The sequence below is a fragment of the Novosphingobium sp. BL-S-32 genome, assembly GCF_056857055.1.
On the sequence record NZ_CM166476.1, the window covers coordinates 2816742 to 2837806 of the forward strand.

Annotated in this window: 20 protein-coding genes, 1 tRNA gene and 1 pseudogene; 13 read left to right on the forward strand and 9 right to left on the reverse strand. The window is 66.6% G+C overall.

Annotated elements, in window-relative coordinates; translation table 11 throughout:
• Positions 1-4: 4 nt before the first annotated feature.
• From AC1VVK_RS13360 to AC1VVK_RS13370, 3 genes are read left to right on the forward strand one after another with little or no spacing between them, the layout of a single operon-like run.
• Positions 5-466: a Dps family protein gene (locus AC1VVK_RS13360; protein ID WP_132388949.1), complete on the forward strand. Its 462-nt coding sequence runs from the start codon at positions 5-7 to the stop codon at positions 464-466.
• 55 nt (positions 467-521) lie between these two features.
• On the forward strand, positions 522-1142 hold the full coding sequence (locus tag AC1VVK_RS13365; RefSeq protein WP_482903372.1) for a 6-phosphogluconolactonase: 621 nt from the start codon (positions 522-524) through the stop codon (positions 1140-1142).
• 56 nt (positions 1143-1198) lie between these two features.
• Positions 1199-1612 carry an NUDIX domain-containing protein gene (locus AC1VVK_RS13370; RefSeq protein ID WP_482905165.1) on the forward strand — a complete coding sequence of 138 codons (414 nt, stop codon included), beginning with the start codon at positions 1199-1201 and terminating at the stop codon, positions 1610-1612.
• 16 nt (positions 1613-1628) lie between these two features.
• On the opposite strand, the gene AC1VVK_RS13375 is transcribed toward AC1VVK_RS13370, so the two are convergent.
• The 5 genes and pseudogenes from AC1VVK_RS13375 to hflK form a co-directional block, all read right to left on the reverse strand.
• The gene (locus AC1VVK_RS13375) at positions 1629-1919 is read right to left on the reverse strand and encodes a DinB/UmuC family translesion DNA polymerase (RefSeq protein WP_482903373.1); all 291 of its coding nucleotides are present in this window, start codon (positions 1917-1919) and stop codon (positions 1629-1631) included.
• 5 nt (positions 1920-1924) lie between these two features.
• A pseudogene (locus AC1VVK_RS13380) lies at positions 1925-2233 on the reverse strand (Y-family DNA polymerase); the annotation flags it as partial.
• A 284-nt stretch (positions 2234-2517) separates the two neighbouring features.
• Entirely contained in the window at positions 2518-4071 is a 1554-nt protein-coding gene (locus AC1VVK_RS13385; protein ID WP_482905166.1) for a Do family serine endopeptidase, read from the reverse strand.
• 164 nt (positions 4072-4235) lie between these two features.
• Positions 4236-5075 carry a protease modulator HflC gene (gene hflC, locus AC1VVK_RS13390; protein ID WP_132388959.1) on the reverse strand — a complete coding sequence of 280 codons (840 nt, stop codon included), beginning with the start codon at positions 5073-5075 and terminating at the stop codon, positions 4236-4238.
• Positions 5075-6352: a protease modulator HflK gene (gene hflK / locus AC1VVK_RS13395; RefSeq protein ID WP_482905167.1), complete on the reverse strand. Its 1278-nt coding sequence runs from the start codon at positions 6350-6352 to the stop codon at positions 5075-5077. Before hflK ends, hflC begins: the two co-directional genes overlap by 1 nt.
• 210 nt (positions 6353-6562) lie before the next feature.
• Here hflK and AC1VVK_RS13400 point away from each other — a divergent pair, with 210 nt between their 5' ends.
• The 4 genes from AC1VVK_RS13400 (at position 6563) to AC1VVK_RS13415 (ending at position 11971) form a co-directional block, all read left to right on the forward strand.
• Positions 6563-7546, forward strand: coding sequence for a P-loop NTPase (locus AC1VVK_RS13400; protein WP_482903374.1), 984 nt, complete (start codon positions 6563-6565; stop codon positions 7544-7546).
• On the forward strand, positions 7546-9816 hold the full coding sequence (locus AC1VVK_RS13405; protein WP_482903375.1) for a molybdopterin cofactor-binding domain-containing protein: 2271 nt from the start codon (positions 7546-7548) through the stop codon (positions 9814-9816). The genes AC1VVK_RS13400 and AC1VVK_RS13405 overlap by 1 nt, the downstream gene beginning before the upstream one ends.
• Positions 9816-10820: a ferrochelatase gene (gene hemH / locus AC1VVK_RS13410; protein ID WP_482903376.1), complete on the forward strand. Its 1005-nt coding sequence runs from the start codon at positions 9816-9818 to the stop codon at positions 10818-10820. The genes AC1VVK_RS13405 and hemH overlap by 1 nt, the downstream gene beginning before the upstream one ends.
• 203 nt (positions 10821-11023) lie before the next feature.
• Entirely contained in the window at positions 11024-11971 is a 948-nt protein-coding gene (locus AC1VVK_RS13415) for a MarR family transcriptional regulator (RefSeq protein ID WP_482903377.1), read from the forward strand.
• 235 nt (positions 11972-12206) lie between these two features.
• Here AC1VVK_RS13415 and AC1VVK_RS13420 read toward each other — a convergent pair whose 3' ends face one another.
• The 4 genes from AC1VVK_RS13420 to AC1VVK_RS13435 all read right to left on the reverse strand — a co-directional run bounded on the left by AC1VVK_RS13420 (position 12207) and on the right by AC1VVK_RS13435 (position 15226).
• The gene (locus AC1VVK_RS13420) at positions 12207-13358 is read right to left on the reverse strand and encodes a glycosyltransferase family 4 protein (RefSeq protein WP_482905168.1); all 1152 of its coding nucleotides are present in this window, start codon (positions 13356-13358) and stop codon (positions 12207-12209) included.
• Between the two features lie 153 nt (positions 13359-13511).
• The gene (locus AC1VVK_RS13425; protein ID WP_482903378.1) at positions 13512-14012 is read right to left on the reverse strand and encodes a hypothetical protein; all 501 of its coding nucleotides are present in this window, start codon (positions 14010-14012) and stop codon (positions 13512-13514) included.
• A gap of 236 nt (positions 14013-14248) precedes the next feature.
• A complete protein-coding gene (locus AC1VVK_RS13430) occupies positions 14249-14629 on the reverse strand; it encodes a hypothetical protein (protein WP_132388971.1) in 381 nt (126 codons plus the stop codon).
• A gap of 159 nt (positions 14630-14788) precedes the next feature.
• Positions 14789-15226 (reverse strand): hypothetical protein, encoded by a 438-nt coding sequence (locus AC1VVK_RS13435; protein WP_482903379.1) that lies wholly within the window; start codon positions 15224-15226, stop codon positions 14789-14791.
• Positions 15227-15309: 83 nt separating this feature from the next.
• Here AC1VVK_RS13435 and AC1VVK_RS13440 point away from each other — a divergent pair, with 83 nt between their 5' ends.
• The 6 genes from AC1VVK_RS13440 (at position 15310) to AC1VVK_RS13465 (ending at position 20729) form a co-directional block, all read left to right on the forward strand.
• Positions 15310-16632 carry a replication-associated recombination protein A gene (locus tag AC1VVK_RS13440; RefSeq protein ID WP_482903380.1) on the forward strand — a complete coding sequence of 441 codons (1323 nt, stop codon included), beginning with the start codon at positions 15310-15312 and terminating at the stop codon, positions 16630-16632.
• 7 nt (positions 16633-16639) lie between these two features.
• Positions 16640-17011 carry an MmcQ/YjbR family DNA-binding protein gene (locus tag AC1VVK_RS13445; RefSeq protein ID WP_482903381.1) on the forward strand — a complete coding sequence of 124 codons (372 nt, stop codon included), beginning with the start codon at positions 16640-16642 and terminating at the stop codon, positions 17009-17011.
• Positions 17012-17031: 20 nt separating this feature from the next.
• Complete coding sequence (locus AC1VVK_RS13450) at positions 17032-17895, forward strand: hypothetical protein (protein WP_482905169.1); 864 nt, start codon at positions 17032-17034, stop codon at positions 17893-17895.
• Positions 17896-17966: 71 nt separating this feature from the next.
• Positions 17967-19691, forward strand: coding sequence for a DUF885 domain-containing protein (locus tag AC1VVK_RS13455; RefSeq protein WP_482903382.1), 1725 nt, complete (start codon positions 17967-17969; stop codon positions 19689-19691).
• 94 nt (positions 19692-19785) lie between these two features.
• Positions 19786-19861 (forward strand) — tRNA-Thr (locus AC1VVK_RS13460).
• A gap of 100 nt (positions 19862-19961) precedes the next feature.
• Entirely contained in the window at positions 19962-20729 is a 768-nt protein-coding gene (locus tag AC1VVK_RS13465) for a methyltransferase domain-containing protein (protein ID WP_482903383.1), read from the forward strand.
• Positions 20730-21065 lie beyond the last annotated feature (336 nt).

Here is a 21065-nt window from a genome sequence, read left to right on the forward strand (position 1 = left end):
AGGCATGACTTCCAAGGACGACAATTCGAAGGCCGCGCTGATCGACAGCCTGAACGGGCTGCTGGCCGATACTTTTGCGCTCTACGTGAAGACCAAGAACTTCCACTGGCACGTCAAGGGCCCCCAGTTCCATGACCTGCACTTGCTGTTCGATACGCAGGCGACCGAGATCTTCGGCCTGACCGACCTGATTGCCGAACGCGTGCGCAAGCTGGGCGGCAAGACGCTGACCTCTATCGGCGCGATCGGTGCCAAGACCTCGATCGCCAATCAGGACGACACCTCGCTGGACGCGATGGCGATGGTCAAGGAACTGTTCGAGGACAATTCCGCCTATGTCGCGACGCTCAAGGCGACCAAGGAACTGGCCGGTGAGGCCGGTGACAATGCCACCGACGGCATCATCGACGACTGGACCGATCAGGCCGAACAGCGCGCCTGGTTCCTGCGCGAGATCATTGCCTGATTATCGTTTTCAATGATTGCTTTTTGACAGGCATGGGGGGTGCTAGGCTCCTCCCATGCCGAAGCTTGAAATCATCGAAAACGCCGACAATGCGGTGATCGCCCAATGGTTTGCCGAGCGCCTGAAAGCCGCGCTCGCCACCAGTCCTGATGACATCGCGATCACCGTTCCCGGCGGTTCCACACCATTCCCGATCTTCGACCTGCTCGCGAAGGAGGATATTCCCTGGCACCGCATCGCGGTGTGGCCGGGCGATGATCGCATCGTCGACGAGGATCATCCTGCCAGCAATGTCGGCAAAATTCGCGCTCGTCTGGAGCCAGTGGGCGCGCGGATCGTACCGCTGGCAGAGGATGCGCAGCCGCCGCACTTCGCTATCGCCTGGCTCGGCATGGGCGGGGATGGTCACATCGCCTCGCTGTTCCCCAATACAAATCCGCAGATCGATGATCCTTACGCGGTGCGCCGGCTTACCCCCGATCCGCTCCCGCCCGAGGCGCCGTTTGATCGCGTCAGCCTCACCATCCCCGCGCTGACGGACAGCGACGAGATCGTTTTCGTGATTCGCGGCGACGACAAGCGCGCGATTTTCGAGGACGCGGTGAAGGGCGGCCACGACCTGCCTGTCGCCCGGCTGCTGCGCGCGGCGCGACACAAGGTCACCTGCTTCTGCTGAACTTCCTGCCCGCCGGCCTCCATCGGGCCCTCTATCGGGTGGCGCACCGGGCGCGGATGGTCGTGTGGTCGATCCGTCGCCCCCGGCTTGAAGGCGTGCGGGTGCTTGCGTTCGACCCGCAGGGCCGGATCCTGCTGCTGCGCCATTCCTACGGTTCGGGAAAATGGATGCCGCCGGGCGGGGGGATGAACCGGGCGGAAGATCCGCTGGCGGCCGGCATGCGCGAATTCGTCGAGGAAACGAGCTGCGAGTTGCTCGGCGGCAAAGTCCTGCTGACCATCGACGAGGACCTGCAAGGGGCCAGCAACCGCGTTCATATGGTGGCGGGGCATGTCGAAGGTACGCCGCGCGCCGATGGGCGTGAGATCGTGGAAGTCGCCTTCTTCGCGCTGGATGCGCTGCCAGAGGCGATGCCGGCCGGGCTTGCCCGCAAGATCGGCGAATGGGCGCTTCAGATGAGGGACGCCTGAGCAGGCGGATTTCGGATCACAGCAGCGAAAGTTGGCCGCCGCGTGTTTCGCGGACCTCTTCCTCGCCCCGTTCGAGAGCGGAGAGGGTCAGGCCCATCAGCCGGATCGGCTGGGGCAGGGGCATCAGGTCTTCCAGCAGGGCGTGGCCGATTGCGCCGAATTCGGCCTTGTCGGCAACGAAATGGTGCAATGACCGGGCGCGAGTGAGCGTGGTGAAATCGGCGTAGCGCAGCTTCAGCGTCACGGTGCGGCCGCGCGTGTCGGCGCGCTCGATGCGGGTCCAGACGATCTCGATGATATCGTCCATGGTCGTATCGCGCGGATCTGCTCGCTGACTTGCCGGTAGACGTCGAAGCGGGCCTTCCGGAAGATCAGATCCGGGCAGAGCCGCATGGCCCGGGCCGAGGGCATGGCCGAGCGCACGCCGAACTTGCGCGCCTCGTAACTGGCGGCGGCGACCACGCCGCGCTGCGAGGAGCCGCCCACCGCCACGGGCTTGCCGCGCAATGAAGGATCGTCGCGCTGTTCGACGCTGGCGAAAAAGGCATCCATGTCGACGTGGATCACCTTGCGCAGGCCGTCGGCTTCCTCCTCTTCGCGTGCATGTTCGGCCGATGGCATGGACCTGTTATAGCGGCGTGGTGGGCGGGCTCCATATGAGTCTGGCCCGATGAAATCTAATGCATCAAATTCCGTCATCCCCGCGAAGGCGAGGATCCGCTTGTTCTTTTTTTAGGACGCAGAGACGCAGAGAGAACGGCGGATTGCTGCACGGTCTTTCTGCGTGAACTCAAGAAAAGCGGGGCCCCCGCCTTCGCGGGGGCGACGGGGAGAGAGGTGCGCCTGATACGAAAACGCCCGCCGGTCTCCCGGCGGGCGTTTTTGTTTTGTCGGAAGAGCGGTGCTTAGCGCAGGCGCACCGGCACGAATGCCGGGGACTGGCCGCGCGGCTGGACGCGCAGCAGGATCGCGCTGCGGCCGTCTGCCTTGGCGGCCTTGATCACGTTCTCCAGATCCGCCTTCGTGTTGACCGGCTGATTGTTCGCCGAGAGAATGATGAAGCCGCGGGCAAAGCCCTTCTGGCCGGCATCCGAGCTGGGATCGACCGAGACGATGACAAGGCCCTTGGTCCCTTCCGCAGCGCCAAGCTGGCGGGCGATCGGCGCGGTGAGCGGGGTCACCGAAAGGCCGGTTGCCTTCTCGATCACGCCCTGCGCCTGCTGCGCGGGCGGATTGTTGAAGGCGTCGCTGTCCTGATCGCCGCTGTTGTCGTCGAAGTTCTGGCTCTGGGCCAGATCATCCTCGCTCGGGCGCTGGTCGATCGTGGCGGTCACCGTCATGTGGCGGCCGTTGCGGATCAGTTCGATGGGAACCTTGGTGCCCGGCGGTGTATTGGCGACGATGAACGACAGGCTCTGGTCGCGCGTCACTTCCTTGCCGCCAACCTTCACCACCACGTCGCCGGCCTGGATGCCCGCCTTGGCGGCGGCACCATCGGCGACGACGCTCTGGATGAACTCGCCCTTGTTGTGCTCAAGGCCCAGCGAATCGGCGAGGTCTTCGTTGAGCTGCTGGATCTGCACGCCCAGGTAGCCGCGCTGGATCTTTTCACCCTTGATGAGCTGGTTGACGATCGGCGCGGCGATCTCCGAGGGGATCGCGAAGCCGATGCCGACACTGCCGCCGGTGGGCGAGAAGATGGCGTTGTTGATGCCGATGACCTGCCCGTTCATGTCGAACATCGGGCCGCCCGAATTGCCGCGGTTGATCGAGGCGTCGGTCTGGAGATAGCGGTCGTAAGCGCCGCCGGCGCCGGTGTTGCGGTACACGGCCGAGACGATGCCCGCCGTAACCGTGCCGCCCAGGCCGAACGGGTTGCCGATCGCGACCACCCAGTCACCCACGCGCGCCTTGGAGCTGTCTCCGAACTTCACGAAGGGCAGCGCCTTGGGGGCAGTGATCTTGAGCACCGCAAGGTCGGATGCGGCATCCTTGCCGATCAGCTTGGCGGGAAGCTCGGTACCGTCGGGCATGATGACCGTGATCGATTCGACCTCGCCCTTGCCCTCTGCGGTGATCACGTGGTTGTTGGTGACGATGTAGCCATCGGCCGAAATGATGAAGCCCGAACCGAGCGACTGCGCCTCACGCGTTTGCGGGGCACCGCTGCCGCCGCCACCGCCGCCGCCGAACAGGCCTTCGAACGGCGTGCCCGCGAAGGGGTTGTTGCCGCCGCCCTGCACCTGCACGCGCTGACGCGTCGAGATGTTCACGACGGCGGGCGCGAGTTGTTCGGTCAGGTCGGCGAAGCTGGCCGGAGCGCCGGATCGCGGGGCGACGCGGGCGATCTGGCTGGCTTCGTTCTGCGCAACCTGGGCCCCGGCAGGATAGCCTGTGACGAGGGTGAGCGTGGCGCCTCCGAGCAGGAGCGCGGTGGTCAATCCATAAGCGTATCGCACGGGCTTCACGTCCTTTGATTCCTCCATCCTGGCGGGGGTGCCGGATCAACGTCCTGTCGACACCGGTCCCGATTGACGCTTGGTGAGCTTAACCGGGTTTGAATGGTGTCTAATGCGTGAGGCCGTTGGGCGAAAGCCCCGACCGGTTGATGGCTCGGGAAGCCTTATGGTTCCCGGAAATGCTGAAGATACGCGTTATCCGGCGAAAGCAGAATGGTCTTTCCGGCCTCGCCCTTGGCGAACGAGATCGAATAGCTCTGCATCGCGCGGTAGAAGTCGTAGAACTTGGGATCCTTGCCGAACGCGTCGGCATAGATCCGCGCGGCCTGCGCCTCGGCATCGGCGCGGATGATCTGCGCGTCCTTCTGGCCCTGCGCGGTGATCGTCTTGGCCTCTTCCTGACGGGCCGCCTGCATGCGGGCGAAGGCGCTTTCGAGCGCGCCCTCGGGAAGGTCGGCGCGCTTGATCTGCACGTCCACGACTTGCGCGCCATATTCGCGCGCCTCGCGGTCCAGCCCGTCGCGGATATGGGCCATGGCCTCACCGCGCTCGGCAGTGAGCAGCGATTCGAACGTCCGCTTGCCCAGCTCCTGGCGGACCACCGAGGAGAGGATCGGCTGAAGCTGTTCGGTCACACCCTCGGTCGTGCCGGCGGTTTGCACCATCTTCACCGGATCGATGATGCGGAAGCGCGCGAAGGCATCCACGTTCAGGCGCAACTGGTCGGTGGAGAGGACCTGCTCCTGCTGCATGTCCACCGAAAGCAGGCGCTTGTCGATGCGCACCGCGCGCTCGAAGACCGGGATGCGCCAGTGGATGCCGGCATCGGTGGCGCCGAACGGCGCGCCGGGAACATAGGCGTTGAACACGCGGTCCGGGCTGCCGGAGCGCACGATCACGACCTGCTCGGTCTCGGGCACCACGATCACGCTCAGCATCGCGCCGATCACGACCGCGCCAAGGGCGATCCAGGCCGGCTTGTAGTCTTGCCAGATGCTGTTCATCACTGGCCTCCCTGCGTGGCGGAAGCGGTCGGCCCGGCCGTGACGGTGATGTCACCGGCGGCCGGATCGGCACGGCGCTTCATCTCGGGAAGCGACAGGAAGCTGTTCATGTTCTTGGGTTCGGCGACAATGGTGTCGTTGTCGGAGATCACGCGTTCCATCGTTTCGTAGTACATGCGGCGCCGCGTCACTTCGGGCGCGAGCTTGTATTCCTCGTAAACCTTGTCGAACTGCGCGGCATCGCCCTGGGCGCGGGCGATCACCTGCTGGGCGCTGGCGCGCGCGTTTGAACGGTCGCGGTCGGCCTCCTGCTGGGCGACATTGACCTGATCGAACGCCGCGCGGGTCTTCGACGGCGGATCGGCCTTCTTGATCTCAACGCCCTGAATGGCGACGCCGGCACGGTAATAGTCGAGAATGCGCTGCGTGCGGTCCCGCACGTCCTGTTCGACCCGCGCGCGCCCGGCACCCGAAAGCGCGTCGTTGAGCGAGATCTGCCCGATCGAGGCGCGCATCGCGGCTTCCGCCACTTCGCGCACGGTATCCTTCGGATCGGTCAGGCGGAAGGAATAGTCCTTCAGATCCTTGATGTTCCAACGCACCTGATAGCTGAGGTCGACAAGGTTCTTGTCCGCCGTCAGCATCAGCTTCTCACCCTCGCCGTCCGGAATCTGGTCGACCGAGAAGCTGCGCACGTCGGTCTTTTCGACTTGCTCGATGGGCCAGGGCAAGGTCAGCGAGAAGCCGTGATCGATCACGCGCGAGAACTGGCCGACACGGGTGACGACGCCTTGCTCGGTGGGGCCGAGCACGTGCACGCTGGAAATGCCCAGCAGCACCACGACCGCGGCGCCGATGCCGAGCGGCAGCCACGATTTGCCATCGGACCGGCGCGGCAGGTTCGGTAAGCCGCCAAGGCCGCCGCCATTTCCACCGCCGGAGGTGCGGCGCGGATCGCGGGGGCGGAAGATGTCTTCGATGCTGGCGGAGCGGCGCGGCGGAGTGCCGCCGCTGGGCAGCCAGGGATTGCGCGGGCCACGCGGCTCGCTGGGCGCGCCCTTGCCTTCGGGAGCAGAAGTGCCGGGCGTGGCAGGGCCGGGCGGCGTAGCGCCGGGCTCCTGCCGACCTTCACCGCTTTCGGGTTCGCCGTCTCCGCCCGAAGGCGCGCCGCCCTCGTTGCCGCTTTGCGGACCGGCCAAAGGACCCGTACGCGGCGGGCCGTCGCCGTCATCCCCGCCGTCACCGCCGGAGCCCCAGGGGCTCTTGCGGCCGGTCATGGCGAGCGTATTGCCGGAAAGGGGTCCGGACCGGATGTCCGGATCAGTGCCGAGGCCGGCGCTGGAGGTGGCGTCACCGATTGTTCTCATGGCACCATCTATAGGAACCCTTTTTCGTCAAAAACAGTGCCTCTCTTGCCCTTTTTCCTCGACTGCGCCACCTGAGCGGCATTCGCGCCGCCTCTTCTCCCGATTTCCCGACAGGATGCCATGACCAGCCCCGATGCCGCCAGCCCCGACGCTGACCGCCTGAAATCCCTGCTGACGCCCGATCTGGCGGCGCGGATAAGGTCCCTGCGGGTGACCGACGGACGGGTCGTCGCGGTGATCGACGGCACCGGGCTTTCGGTGCAGGAACATGCTGCCATAGAGCCCACCGTGCGCGCCGCGCTCGAAGGGGCAGAGGGCGTGAGCGAGGTTCACGTCGCCGTCATGGCCGACAAGCCGCGCCAGCACATCCTTGCGGTGGGTTCGGGCAAGGGCGGGGTCGGCAAGTCCACATTGGCCGCCAACCTTGCCGTGGCGCTGGCCCGGCTTGGTCGCAAGGTCGGGCTGGTCGATGCCGATATCTCCGGGCCCTCGCAAGGACGCCTGATGGGCACCGGCGACCAGCGCCCGGTCGCGCACGAAAGCCGGCTGGTGCCGGTGGCAAGCGCCTGGGGCGTGCCGGTGCTGTCGATGGCGCAGCTGTCCGAGCCTGGTCAGGCGATTGCCTGGCGCGGATCGATGGTGGCGGGCGCGCTCACCCAGTTCCTCGAAGCGCATTGGGACAATGCCGAGATCATCGTCGTCGACCTGCCGCCCGGCACCGGCGACGTTCAACTGACGATGCTGCAAAAGTTCAAGCCCGCCGGGGCGGTGATCGTCTCCACCCCGCAGGACCTTGCCCTGATCGATGCCACCCGCGCCGTCTCGCTGTTCGAGAAGAGCGGTGTGCCACTGGTCGGCGTGGTGGAGAACATGGCGGGCTATGCCTGCCCCCACTGCGGCGAAGTGAGCGATCCCTTCGGCGCAGGCGGCGCCGAGGCGGCAGCGAAGACCATGGGCCTCGATTTCCTCGGCCGCATCCCGCTCGACATCGCGATCCGGCGTGAGGGCGATGCGGGCACGCCAACGGCTGCCGGCAGCGGACCGCAAGCGGAGTCCTTCATCGCCCTCGCCCGCAAGGTGGGTGACTGGCTGGACCGCCTCTGATGCAGGTCTCCCGGCGCGGCGTTCTGATCGGTGCGCTGGCGGGCGGCGGCCTCGCGGTCGGTTATCTGCTGCGCCCGCGCCGGTTTCCGCTGCCGCTGGAGCCGGAGCAGGACGAATATGCTTTCGGAGCGTGGATCAAGATCGCCGCCGATGGCGTGGTCAGCGTGGCGGTGCCGCAAGTGGAGATGGGGCAGGGCGTGACAACGCTGCTGCCGCAAGTCGTCGCCTGGGAACTCGGGGCGGATTGGCGGCAGATCGCGGTGGAATCCGCGCCGGTCAGTGCGATTTATGCCAATGCGGTGCTTGCCGCGAAGTGGGCGCCGCTGTGGATGCCGCTTGCGCCTTCGGCCGCCGAAGCGCCCGACAGCTTTCTCGCCCGCCGCTGGGCCGAGGACAATCGCTTCAACGTGACTGCCGACGGCACCTCGCTCGCGGCTTACGAGGCGCCGATACGGGCTGCCGCCGCCTCAGCCCGTGCACTGTTGGCGCAGGCCGCCGCGAAGCGCTGGGGTGTCACCGCAGAAGAATGCGAAGTCAGCGGCGGGCTGGTCCATCACGCGGGCAAGGTGCTGTCGTTCGGCGCGCTCGCGGAAGATGCGGCGACATTCTCGCCGCCCGACCCGCCGCCGCTGCGGCCCGATTTTCCCGCCGAGAAGCCGGGCGAGTTCCCGCCCGGTGCGCCCTTGCGCTATCCCCGACTGGACTTGCCGTCGAAAGTCGACGGTTCATGGGTCTTCGCGGGCGACGTGCGCCTGCCGGACATGTTGCGCGCCTCGATCCGCCATGCGCCGCTGGTCGGCGGGCAGGGGGCAATGGCCGAAGTCTCGGGGCTCAACGAACAGGCCGCGAAGACGGTGCGCGGCTTTCGGCGGTTCGTTCAGGGCCCCGGCTGGGTCGCCGCGCTGGCCGACGACTGGTGGAGCGCGGAGACGGCCCTCGTCCGCGCCCAGCCGCGTTACCGGGTGATCGGCGCGCTGGACAGCGATGCGATCGACAACGCGCTGGATAGTGCCATGCGCACCGGCGCGGGCGAGCGCATCCACCTTACCGGAGAAAGTGCTGCCGTGGACGGGTTGCTGCCGGTCCAGATCCGCTACGAGGTCGCCCCGGCCACCCATGCGGTGATCGAGACGGCCTGTGCCACCGCCCGGTTCGAGAACGGCACGCTGGACCTCTGGATCGGTACGCAGGCGCCCGAGGCCGCCCGCGCGGCGGCGGCCGAAGCGATCGGCCTCGGCGTGGGCAAAGTCGTGCACTATCCGATGGCACTGGGCGGCAGTTTCGACTTGCGGCTGGAATGCGCCCACGCCGCCCAAGTCGCGCTGTTGGCCAAGGAAGCGGGACGGCCAGTGCAGCTCACCTGGCCACGCGGCGAGGAGTTCCGCGCGGCATTCCCGCGCATGCCGGCGGTTGCCGTGATGGCGGCGCGCCCCGATGCGGAGGGCAACATTGCCGGTTGGCGTGCCCGCATCGCCGCGCCGCCGGGCATGCGCGCGTTCGGCCGCCGCTTCTTTCATGGCGACACGCCGGGCGAGGCGATTGCCGCCGTCGCCGGGAAGGCCGATCCGATGGCGCTGGCGGGCGCCGTGCCCGCTTATGCGATCCCCGCGATCGCGGTCGACCATCTGCCCGCCGCGATCGACCTGCCGACCGCGCGGATGCGCGGCAATGCGCACGGCTACACGGCCTTCTTCAACGAGAGCTTTATCGACGAACTGGCCCACCGCGCCGGTCGCGAACCCTTGTCCTACCGCATGGCCATGCTCGGGCGCGATGCCCGCCTTGCCGAATGCCTTCAGCGCGTGGCTGCGCTGTCCGAATGGGGCGGTGGCGGGGACAATAGCGGACAGGGCATCGCCTGCCATGTGATCGGAGACGGCCGCATCGCCGTCGTCGCCAGTGCACGGCGGGACGAGAACGGCGTGCGCGTGGACCGGCTGAGCGCGGTTGCCGACGTGGGCCGCGTGGTCAATTTCGACATCGCCCGCCAGCAGATCGAAGGCGGACTGGTGTTCGGGCTGGGGCTGACGCTCGGCTGCGCACCGCGCTACGTCGGCGGGCGGCCCGACAGCGACCGGCTGGGCGAGATGGCGCTGCCGGTGCTCGCCGATTGCCCGCGCATCGAGGTCGAATTCATCGAGAGCAAGGCCGATCCCGCCGATCCGGGCGAACTGGGCGTGGCGGCGGTGGCGCCCGCGGTCGCCAATGCGCTCTATTCGGCCACCGGGCTCCGGTTTCGCCGCCTTCCCCTGTTTGCCGAGGAGCTGTGATGGCTGCTGAACACCCCAAAGCCAGTTCCGGCCGGATCGGCGTGCTGTTGGTCAATCTCGGCACGCCCGACGCGCCCACGGCGCCCGCCGTGCGCCGATATCTGGCCGAATTCCTCTCCGACCCGCGCGTGGTGGAGATCCCGGCCGCGCTGTGGAAGCCGATCCTCCACGGCGTGATCCTGCGCACGCGTCCCGCCAAGTCCGCCCATGCCTATGCGCAAGTCTGGACCGAGGGGGGCTCTCCGCTCGCAGTCATCACTGCCGCGCAGGCCAAGGCGCTACAGGAACGGCTGGGCGCACGCGCCCATGTCGACTGGGCGATGCGTTACGGCAATCCGGCGATCCCCGCGCGGCTCTCGGCCATGAAGGCGGCCGGGTGCGAGCGCATTCTGGTGGTGCCGCTCTATCCGCAATATTCGGGGGCGACCACGGCGTCGGTCACCGACCGCGTGGGAGAGGCGATGGCAGCGCTGCGCTGGCAGCCGACGCTGCGCAGCCTGCCGCCTTACTACGACGATCCCGCGCATATCGGCGCGCTGGAGGCCGATCTCGCGGGTCAGTTGGAGACCCTCGATTTCGTGCCCGAAGTGCTGCTGCTGTCCTTCCACGGCATGCCGCAGCGCACGCGAGACCTTGGCGATCCCTATCACGACCAGTGCCGCGAAACCGCGCGCCTGCTGTCGGCCCGCCTGACCGAGCGCTTCCCGGCGCTGCGGATCGAAACCAGCTTCCAATCGCGTTTCGGCCGCGCCAAATGGCTCGAACCCTCGACCGAAACGGTGCTCGCGGCCGAGGCAAAGGCAGGCACGCGGCGTATCGCCGTGGCCGCCCCCGGCTTTTCGGCCGACTGTGTGGAGACGCTGGAGGAACTGGCGATCCGCGGGCGTGAAGTCTTCACGGAAGCGGGCGGAGAGCAGCTTGCCGTGCTCGCCTGCCTGAACGATTCGATTCCCGGCATGGACATGCTGGAGGCGCTGGTCAGGCGCGAACTCTCGGGTTGGTGAGGCCAAGGCCGCGCATGCCATGACAAGGATTTAACGGCTGGTTTCCTTGACTTGCAGACCTTCTGTTCTAGTCATGTTCCTCTCCATTGAAGCGCTGAGGGGAGCGTATGGACGACAGGCATTATAGCCCGGGTAATCCGGCCGATTTCACCTATGGCAGTACCGCTGACGGATCGCAGCGACGATCGCGCAGGCCGGGGCCCATGCCCAGGCTCACGATTTTCGCCGACCGCGACCATGTGCGCGCCGCGATGCGTGAGGATGGGGCTGCGGCCGGGCTCTATGTTACCGACAGCGGGCTGAGCGAACTCGCGGACGACTCGTTCGCCGACGGCGGGCTTATGCTGGGCGATGTAGTGCTCGTGGATTGTCCGCGGGCCGATGCCCGGACCATCGCCGCGCTGGCCCGTCTGGACATCCGCGTGGCGGACGCCGGGGTGCGGCTGATCGTCTCGACCAGCGTCGACGCGCTCGATGACGTCTTTGCCTGCATGGACTGTTCGAATCCGATCCTGCTGGTCGATCCCAGTCGCGGCGAGCGCGTCGTCGCGCTGGGCCATGCGCTGGCCACGCTGTCGCAAGGCCGTGTGCGCGAGCTTTCCGAGGACGATCGGTTGATGATCCTGCGGCTGACCGAGCAGGTCGGCGAAATCGCGGGTCGGATCGAGCGGCTGGCGCCTACCGGCCCAGCCGGGGTAGAATGGGGGCGCTCCAGCCGTGTTTCCGAGCCGACGGTGGCGCCTTTCGTGGCGCCTCCGGTTCAGGTGGACACCATGCAGGAGGTTCTCGAAAGGCCTGCGCGGCTGCCGGAAGCACGGCTTGTGCGCAAGATCCTGCGCCAGCGGCAGTTGCGGGGGCGGTTCATCGAGGGTGACCTGTTCGCCGATCCGGCGTGGGACATGCTGCTGGACCTCGCCGCCGCGCGGGTTGAGCGCAAGCAGGTTTCGGTGACCTCGCTCTGCATTGCCGCGGCCGTTCCGCCGACGACGGCGCTACGGTGGATCGGCCAGATGGTTGAAAACGGCCTGTTCCGCCGCGTCTGCGATGACAGCGACCGGCGGCGAGCGTTCATCGAATTGACCGACAAGGCGGTGGATGCATTGGGCCGCTACTTCGGCGAAATCGGGCTGACGGCCCCGGCGCCGGTTTGAGGCAGGGCCAGTAGTTGCATTTCCTCCCCTGCAAGGGGAGGTGGCAGCGCCCATCCTGTTATTGGGGCGCTGACGGAGGGGTGTAACCGCCGGCGGTGATGCGTACCGAGGGGGATACCCCTCCACCACCCTGCGGGTGGTCCCCCTCCCCCTAAGGGGGAGGAGCAGGTAGCGAATTCGCTTGCAACACTGGTGTCGTCAGGATGGGTAGCGGGATCGCAATCCTCCCAAAAACTCAGCCGCGGGTGCGCTGGCGGATCAGCCTCAGATACGTATCTGCGACTTCCTGATTGATGCGGTCCCAGCTGAATTCCAGCGCGCGGTTTTCGCCGGCAAGGCCGTGGGCTTCGCGCATTGCCGGGTCCTCGATGTAACCCTTGATCGCCTCGGCGAACTGATGGATCGCGCCCGGCGGGACAAGGCGGCCCGAGGCGCGGTCGTCGACGAGGCTCTGGCTGCCGGTGGCGGCAGCGGCGATCACCGGCAATCCGCAGGCCATGGCCTCCAGCGTGACGTTGCCGAACGTCTCGGTGACCGAAGGGTTGAACAGCATGTCCATGCTGGCCACCGCGCGGGCAAGGTCTTCGCCCTGCTGGAAGCCCACGAAGACAGCCTGCGGCAGGCGCGCTTCGAACCATTCGCGGGCCGGGCCTTCGCCCACCACCAGAACCCGGTGGGCAACGCCGCGCCGGGTAAGGTCGTCCAGAGTGTCCGAAAAGACGTCGAGGCCCTTTTCCATGACAAGGCGGCCGAGGAAGCCGATCGTCACTTCGTTGTCGCCGATGCCCTTGGCGCGGCGCCACGCAAGATCGCGGCGGGCGGGGTTGAAGATCTCGCGGTCAACGCCGCGCGACCAGATCGACACGTCGTAGTTCATGCGCTGTTCGCGCAGCAGCTGCGCCATCGATTCGGACGGCGCCACCAGTGCGTCGCAGCGGCGGTAGAAGCGGCGCAGGATCGCTTCGATGAGCGGCTCGCCCCAGGCCATGTTGTAATAGCGCAAATAGGTTTCGAAGCGCGTGTGCACCGATGCCAGCACCGGCAGATGGCGATCGCGCGCCCACTTCAGCGCCTGATGTCCTACCGGATCGGGCGAGGAAAGGTGCACGACATGCGGCGCGAACGCCTCCAGATCGCGGCGCGCCTTGCCGGAGATCGCCAGCGGAATGCGGTACTCGGAACGGGTCGGGATCGGCAGCGAGCGGATCCCGACAAGGTCGCCGGTGGGCTCGAAAGCGGGATTGGCGACGACCGGGGCGTAGACGCGCACTTGCGCGCCCTGCTTCAGCAGGTAGCCGACCAGTCGGTTGAGCGCCTGATTGGCGCCATCACGCACATAATTGTAGTTGCCCGAGAACAGGGCGATACGAAGCTCGGCGATATCCATGATGGGGTGCCCCATAGCCTCCCCCACCCGGCTTGGCGAGTGCGGATCATGGAATGCCCCATGCAGCGTTCGGCACGTGGCGGCATCACCCTTTCAGCGATGCCGCCACGTGCGCGCATTCATTCTGGAACTACCGTCGCGACCCGAAGGCGATCAGCGGTGCCAGTAGCCGCGACGGTCGTCGTGGCCGCGATGGTCGTCATGCCCGCGATTGTCGTGGCGGTCCCGGCCCCAGGCATTGCCCCGGTGGTTGTCATAACGCTGGTAGTATCCGCGCCGGTCGTCATAGCGTCCGTAGCGGGCATCGTTGCGCCAGCTGGGGCCATGGGCGCCGCGCCAGTAGGGGGCATAGTACCGGTCGTAATAACGATCCTGATAGTAGCGGCCCGGCGCGCCTTCATAGTAGTAGTAATAGCCCGGCCGATCGCGCACGGTTACGTAGCGACGCGCGCCGTAGTAGCGCCGGTCGTAATAGTAACGGTCGCCATGGTCGGCGATGGCCGCGCCGATGGCGAGGCCGAGGATCCCGGCGCCCACCGCGATGGCGGCGTCGTTGCCGCGACCGTAGTCCTGGGCCATGGCCGGGGCCGATGCGGTCAGGGCAGAGGCCGCGAGGGCCGCACCGAGTCCGAGATTTCTGAGATTCACATTCATTTCACTGAACTCCCTATCCGGCCAACCAGTTAACGGCGGTTCCGGTGGGCTTGGGTCTGTTTTGCCCGGGTGCCACTGAACCGATCGTGAACTTCACATTTCGCTTATGTTTCAGATTCGCCCCGGCCGAAAAAAAAGACGCCCGGCCAGGAGGGAGGGCCGGGCGTCTCGTGGCTGCCGGGTGAGGGGTATTACCCGGCCGCTCGGTGGTCAGTGGTGCCGTCTATGTTTACGGCTCAGTACCCGCGGCGGAAATCACCGCGATCGTGGTCGTATCCGCGACGGGCATCGGGACGGTCGTTCCGCTGGTAGCGGGCATATTCGTCCCGGCTGTGGCGGCGACCGTCATGGTCGTAGTACCAACCGTCGCGATATTCCCAGCTGCTCCAGCTCGGCCCATAGGCTGTGCCGTAGGCATAGCCCGGATAGTCGCGGTAATGGTCATTGCCCGAGGCGACGATGGCGCCCAGTGCAAGGCCGATCACGCCGGCGCCGATGGCGACTGCGGCCGTGTTGTCGCCACCGCGACGATAGTCCTGGGCCATGGCCGGGGTTGCTGCGGCGAGTGCCGTTGCCGCCAGCGCGCCGGTAAGGCCGATCTTGCGCATAATGGTCATGGTTTTTGCTCCTTTCGTGGCGGAAGCATCCGGTTATTCGGAAGGTTTCCGCCATCTCTTGAAGCCTGTTCTACAAGGACCTGGCTGAACGGGATGGGAGCGGGTTCGGCAGATTCGGTTCAGGTTTGTACGAGATTGTATGAACACTTTTACCCGAAGCTAGGTGAGAACCCGGCGGCCTCGCATCTGCACGGCGTACCAGAGCAGTGCCAGTCCCACGATCCAGATCACCACGCGCAAGGCGATTCCGGAGGGCGACCGTATCGCCGCCGGGGCATCCGAAACGAACAGATGGACCTGATTGACTGCCAGTCCGACCAGCGAAAGCGCGAAGAAGGCCACGGCCCAGCGCGACCGCATCAGCAGCAGCAACGACCCCGCCGGCGCGCATCCGACGCCCATCGCCCAGCCGGCCATCGCCCATGTCGGGGTGGCGTCCAGCCAGTCCATCATGTCCGGCGGGACGGCGGCGAGCCAGTTCATGTCGCGCGTGACCGTCTTCCAGTAGTCCAGACAGGCCATGGCGCTCCATAGGGTGGCGGCCACGCCGATCACCCAGAGGTGCCACGGGGCGCGCGCTTGCGTGGATCCGATCATCGTTGCTCTCCCCTGTGACGGCAACCTGCTACGCGTCCCGCAGGGCCGATGCAATTGCCGGTCGCAATTGCTAGATAGTCCCCATGGCCGACCTTTTTGCCGACGATCTTCCGCCTTCGCGTGCCCCTGATGCTCCGGGTGAGGATGCCCCTCTTGCCGACCGGCTGCGGCCGCGCACGCTGGACGATGTGGTGGGGCAGGAGCACCTGACCGGCCCCGAAGGCGCGATCGGCCGCATGGTGGCGGCGGGGCGGCTTTCCTCGATGATCCTCTGGGGGCCGCCGGGCACCGGCAAGACCAGTATCGCGCGCCTGCTGGCGGCGGCGGTGGGCATGCGCTTCGCGGCGGTCTCCGCCGTGTTCTCGGGCGTTGCCGATCTCAAGAAAGCCTTCGCGGAGGCGGGTGTCGCGGCGCGGGCCGGGCGGCGCACGCTGCTGTTCGTGGACGAGATCCACCGGTTCAACCGGGCACAGCAGGACGGTTTCCTGCCCTTCGTGGAGCGCGGCACAGTCACCCTTGTGGGGGCGACCACCGAGAATCCCAGCTTCGCGCTCAACGCCGCATTGCTCAGCCGCGCGCAAGTGCTGATCCTGCACCGCCTTGGCCCCGAGGCGCTGGAGGCGCTGCTGGACAAGGCCGAGGCACTGGAAGGTCCGCTGCCGCTGGACGGCGATGCGCGCGCCGCACTGGTGGCTTCGGCCGATGGCGACGGGCGGTTCCTGCTCAATCAGGCCGAGACGCTCTATTCGGCCAACATTCCGGAGGCGCTCGATCCGGCGGGGCTGGGCGCCTTCCTGCAACGCCGCGTGGCGGTCTACGACAAGGATCGGGACGGCCATTACAACCTGATCTCGGCTCTGCACAAATCGCTGCGCGGGTCCGACCCGCAGGCCGCGCTTTACTACATGGCGCGGATGCTGACGGCGGGGGAGGAGCCGCTCTACGTGCTGCGCCGGCTCGTGCGGTTCGCCAGCGAGGATGTCGGGCTGGCCGATCCGCAGGCGCTGGTCCAGTGCCTTGCCGCCAAGGATGCCTACGAGTTCCTCGGCTCGCCCGAAGGGGAACTGGCGATCGTGCAGGCCTGCCTCTACCTGGCCACCGCGCCCAAATCGAACGCGGCCTATACGGCGTTCAAGTCCTCGTTCCGCAGTGCGCGGGAGACCGGCTCGCTGGCCCCGCCCGCCAATATCCTGAACGCGCCGACCAAGCTGATGAAGGATATCGGCTACGGCAAGGACTATGCCTACGACCACGATGCACCGGACGGCTTTTCGGGCGACAATTACTGGCCCGAGGGCATGGAGCCGCAGACGTACTACCAGCCCGTCGAACGCGGGTTCGAGCGTGAGGTGCTGAAGCGCATGGAATGGTGGGACCGCAAACGCGCCGAGCGCCGGGGCGAGTGAGGCGGCGGTGACCGGCTTTGCTGACTGGGATGGGGTCGTCGCCCATGCGCTTTCGCTGGAGGGCACCGTGCTGAGCGCCAGCTACGGCAAGCCTGCGGTCAAAGTGGCGGCGAACGGGCGTTCGTTCCTCGCGGTCGGGCATGAGCCGGAAAGTTCGTTTGTCTTGCAGGTGGACCTCGACACGGTCGAGTTGCTCATGGCCACCGAGCCCGAGACCTATTGGCAGACCCCGCATTATCAGGGCTGGCCCACCGTGCTGGTGCGCTTCGGGCCTGCCGATCCGGAGCGTGTTGCGGCGATGATCGCGCTGGCCCGCGATCAGGCGGCGGCGCGCAAGCCGGCGCGGCCCAAAGGCGGGCGCCAAAGGGCAGGGGGGTGAGGCCGCGCTTCCGGCATTTCATGGCGATCGACTGGTCCGGCGCGCTGGGCCCGCGCCAGAAGGGTATTGCCGTGGCCCTCTGCGGTCTGGACGGCGCGCCGGCGCTGCTGCGTCCGGCGGGTCAGGCGCATTGGTCGCGCGGGGACGTGCTGGCCTTGCTGCGCGATGGACTGCCGGAGGACACGCTGGTCGGGCTCGACCTTGGCGTGTCGCTGCCCTTTGCCGATGCAGGGGCTTTCTTTCCCGGCTGGGCCCAGAGCCCCGCCGATGCCCATGCGCTCTGGGCCATGATCGATGCGATCTGCGCGGCGGATGAGCATCTTTCCGCCACCAGCTTCGTCGATCATCCCGATCTCAGCGCCTATTTCCGACGCCATGGCGGGCGCGAGGGGGAGCGGTTCCACTTGCCCGGTGCGCGCCACCGTCGGGGCCGCATGCGCGTGACCGAGGAAGCGCAGGCGCGTTCGGGGTGCAAGCCGTACTCGAACTTCAACCTCGTCGGCGCGGCGCAAGTCGGCAAGTCCAGCCTCACCGGGATGCGGCTGCTCCACCGGCTGGGCGGAGCGGTGCCGGTCTGGCCGGTCGATCCGCTGCCGGAAAGCGGATCGGTAGTGACCGAGATCTACACGACGCTCGCCGCCGTGGCCGCAGGACGCTCGGCCGGACGCGCCAAGATGACCGATTACGCCGCGCTCAACGCCGCGCTGGCCGTGTTGGGATCGCCGCCCGTGGCAGGGGAAGGGCCCATCGACGATCACAGCGCCGATGCCTTGCTCACTGCCGCGTGGCTGCGCACCGCCGCGCCGCGCGCAGACTTGTGGAAACCCGCCGGAATGACCCCGGAACTCGCCCGTACCGAGGGCTGGACCTTCGGCGCGCTCTGACGCACAACCTTGCCCATCACGGCGCGCCCGGCCGGGCGCAGCCTTAAAATGGACAGGGATCGCTCGAAGACATGAAGCACACGCTGCTGGCAGGTTTGGCCTGCCTCGCTCTCGCCGTTGGCGCGGGGGCCGCATCCGCCAATCCGACTCCGGTTACCGCCGCCATGGGCACGCCCGCCACGCCGTGGAAGGCCTATGTCGGCAAGACGCTCGACGCATGGATGGCGCAGGACCCGGCATTCGCGATTTACCAGGGCGCACACCAGTTCGACGGCAAGCTGCCTGACTGGAGCGCGGCCGGGCTCAAGGCCCGTGCCGACTTCCTGCGCGGCGTGATCGCCGATGCCGGCAAGTTCACCGACCTGTCCGCCGCCGACCGGTTCGAGCGTGACTATCTGGTGCAGGTCGCCAAGGGCCAGCTGTTCTGGCTGGTCGATGCCGACAAGCCGCACAACAATCCCGGCTTCTACATCGAGAACGGCCTCGACCCGAACGTCTATGTCAGCCGCGACTATGCCGACAAGCCGACGCGGATGAAGGCGATGATCGCCTTCTTCAATGCCGTTCCCAAGGCCGCCACGCAGATTCGCGGCAACCTGAAGACCGCGATGCCCGCCAGCTTCATCAAGCTGGGCGTCGCCGGGTTCAAGGGCTTTGCCGAATACTACCGGGGCGACGCCCGCGCCGCCTTCGCCGATGTGAAGGATGCAAAGCTTCAGGCCGAATTCAAGGCGAGTTCGGAGGCCGCCGCCCAGTCCATGCAGGGCTTGGCCGACTGGCTGGCCAAGGCGACGCCGACGCAGGACTTCGCGATGGGCGCGGACCGCTTCTCGCGCATGCTGGCGGCAACCGAGGCCGTCGACGCCCCGCTCGACCAGCTCGAAGCCGTGGGCCGCGCCGACCTCAAGCGCAATCAGGACCTGTTGAAGACGGCCTGCGCCGAATATGCGCCGGGCAAGGACATCGCCGGCTGCTTCGACAAGATGCGCGCGGATAAGCCCGACGGCGGCCCCGTTACCGAGGCGCGCAAGGAAATCCCCGATCTCACCGCCTTCGTGCGCCAGCATGACATCGTGACGATCCCCGGCACCGAGCAGGCGAAGGTGGAGGAAAGCCCGCCCTACAACCGCCAGAACTCGGCCTATATCGATCCGGCCGGTCCGCTCGATAAGGGCATCGCCTCGGTCTACTACATCTCGCCGCCCGATCCTGCGTGGTCGCAGCAGATGCAGCAGGACTACATTCCGGGGAAGAACGACCTGCTGTTCACCTCGGTCCATGAGGTGATGCCGGGCCACTTCCTGCAGTTCCTCCACTCGAACCGCTCGCCTTCGTGGGTGGGGCGCCTGTTCGTCGGCTATGCCTTTGCCGAGGGCTGGGCGCATTATGCCGAGGAAATGATGTGGGATGCGGGCCTTGGGAACGGCGATGCCGGCGTCCATGTCGGCCAGCTTTCCAACGCGCTGCTGCGCAATTGTCGCTACCTCTCGGCCATCGGCCTGCACGCGCGCGGGATGACGCAGGAGCAATCCAAGCGCATGTTCATGACCGAGTGCTATCAGGACGAAGGCACTGCCGAACAGCAGGCTGCACGCGGCACCTACGATCCGGCCTATCTCAACTATACGCTGGGCAAGCTGATGATCCGCAAGCTGCGCGATGACTGGACCGCCACGCGCGGCGGCCGTGCGGCATGGAAGCCGTTCCATGACGAATTCCTCAGCTACGGCGGCCCGCCGATTCCGCTGGTTCGTCAGGCGATGATGAACGAAGACGCCCCGCACGCGGTATTCTGAACCGGGCCTGCAAGAAAACCACTGGACCGGCGCCCCTGCCTCGCGGTAAGGGCGCCGGACTTGTTTCGCGGGGCACCCCAGTCGAGGCACAAGGGCCGGCTTAGCTCAGTTGGTAGAGCACCTGATTTGTAATCAGGGGGCCACGGGTTCGAATCCTGTAGCCGGCACCACAGCCTTCCAGACGTTTAGCGCAATTCCTGTGCGGTTTTCTCACAATTGATGCGATGCGGCATTGTTCGCACTCTGCGGTGGTTTCGCAGGAGTAGACGCGTGGGAATTTTCAGCCGGCTCGGGATCGATCCCGCGCGAGATTTCGCGATCACCAGTGCACCGGGCGCGCGTGCCTATCCGGCGGAAGTGGTTTCGACCGAAGTGGTCGTCGCCGAAGTGCCTTCCACGCCGATGGACGGGATGAACATGAACCGGTTCCGCCGCAAGCGGTTCGGCCGGTTCACCGATCACGTGCGGCAATGCTTCCCGGCGGGCCGCAAGGTGAGCGTGATCGATATCGGCGGCGTGGTCGATTACTGGCAGGCCACGCGAGACCTGTGGGGCGGGCTCAATCTCGATATCACGGTCGTCAATCTCGACGCGCCGGAGGAAGACCACGGCGCCATTCGCGTGCGGCCGGGGAACGCCTGTGACCTTGCACAGTTCGGCGACAACGCGTTCGACATGGTCCATTCTAACAGCGTGATCGAGCATGTCGGCGTCTGGAACAACATGATGCGCATGGCACAGGAAATTCGCCGCGTGGCGCCGCACTATTTCGTGCAGACGCCCAATTTCGGCTTCCCGGTCGAGCCGCATTTCCGTTCGCTGTTCTTCCACTGGTATCCGGAGATCACGCGCGCCAAAATGATGATGCGCCGCCCTCGGGGATTTGGTGATCGCAAGGTGACGCTGGATGACGCGATGCAGCAGATTCAGGCCAATTGCCTCCTCAATGCCGATCAGATGCGTGCGTTGTTCCCGAATGCCGGGATCGAGTTCGAACGGGTTTATGGGTTGAAGAAGTCGATCATGGCCATCGCCTGATCTGAGAGCCCAATTCTCTTGCGCAAAACGAGAGGTCCCAAAGGCAGCGGGGCCCCCGCATTTGCGGGGCCGACGGCGATGGGAGCTGAGGACCGCTCCCCTCTCCGACTGTAGTAGCGGGCGCGCGTTCGCGGATGCTCGCAAAGGGCAGCCAAGGCTCAATTTTCCCAGCCGCGCGCGACCACACTCACAACCCGGCCCCTATAATGAACTGCCGATCGACCGGGGACGAAACCGCGCGGTCCCTGACGCATTTCCCCCCGGACGGGCGCGGCGCCAGCGGTCGGCAGGGGAAATCCACCAGGCCCCTGTAAACGCGTGGTGGGCTGGCCTGAT

What these genes read in the sequence shown, in the direction of transcription:
- AC1VVK_RS13400 (WP_482903374.1), top strand. Translation starts at nt 6,563, where the DNA reads ATGACCAGCCCCGATGCCGCCAGCCCCGACGCTGACCGCCTGAAATCC.
- AC1VVK_RS13435 (WP_482903379.1), bottom strand. Translation starts at nt 15,226, where the DNA reads ATGATCGGATCCACGCAAGCGCGCGCCCCGTGGCACCTCTGGGTGATC.
- AC1VVK_RS13375 (WP_482903373.1), bottom strand. Translation starts at nt 1,919, where the DNA reads ATGGACGATATCATCGAGATCGTCTGGACCCGCATCGAGCGCGCCGAC.
- AC1VVK_RS13405 (WP_482903375.1), top strand. Translation starts at nt 7,546, where the DNA reads ATGCAGGTCTCCCGGCGCGGCGTTCTGATCGGTGCGCTGGCGGGCGGC.
- AC1VVK_RS13425 (WP_482903378.1), bottom strand. Translation starts at nt 14,012, where the DNA reads ATGAATGTGAATCTCAGAAATCTCGGACTCGGTGCGGCCCTCGCGGCC.
- hflC (WP_132388959.1), bottom strand. Translation starts at nt 5,075, where the DNA reads ATGAACAGCATCTGGCAAGACTACAAGCCGGCCTGGATCGCCCTTGGC.
- hemH (WP_482903376.1), top strand. Translation starts at nt 9,816, where the DNA reads ATGGCTGCTGAACACCCCAAAGCCAGTTCCGGCCGGATCGGCGTGCTG.
- AC1VVK_RS13430 (WP_132388971.1), bottom strand. Translation starts at nt 14,629, where the DNA reads ATGACCATTATGCGCAAGATCGGCCTTACCGGCGCGCTGGCGGCAACG.
- AC1VVK_RS13440 (WP_482903380.1), top strand. Translation starts at nt 15,310, where the DNA reads ATGGCCGACCTTTTTGCCGACGATCTTCCGCCTTCGCGTGCCCCTGAT.
- AC1VVK_RS13420 (WP_482905168.1), bottom strand. Translation starts at nt 13,358, where the DNA reads ATGGATATCGCCGAGCTTCGTATCGCCCTGTTCTCGGGCAACTACAAT.
- AC1VVK_RS13370 (WP_482905165.1), top strand. Translation starts at nt 1,199, where the DNA reads ATGGTCGTGTGGTCGATCCGTCGCCCCCGGCTTGAAGGCGTGCGGGTG.
- AC1VVK_RS13455 (WP_482903382.1), top strand. Translation starts at nt 17,967, where the DNA reads ATGAAGCACACGCTGCTGGCAGGTTTGGCCTGCCTCGCTCTCGCCGTT.
- AC1VVK_RS13365 (WP_482903372.1), top strand. Translation starts at nt 522, where the DNA reads ATGCCGAAGCTTGAAATCATCGAAAACGCCGACAATGCGGTGATCGCC.
- AC1VVK_RS13415 (WP_482903377.1), top strand. Translation starts at nt 11,024, where the DNA reads ATGCCCAGGCTCACGATTTTCGCCGACCGCGACCATGTGCGCGCCGCG.
- AC1VVK_RS13450 (WP_482905169.1), top strand. Translation starts at nt 17,032, where the DNA reads ATGGCGATCGACTGGTCCGGCGCGCTGGGCCCGCGCCAGAAGGGTATT.
- hflK (WP_482905167.1), bottom strand. Translation starts at nt 6,352, where the DNA reads ATGACCGGCCGCAAGAGCCCCTGGGGCTCCGGCGGTGACGGCGGGGAT.
- AC1VVK_RS13360 (WP_132388949.1), top strand. Translation starts at nt 5, where the DNA reads ATGACTTCCAAGGACGACAATTCGAAGGCCGCGCTGATCGACAGCCTG.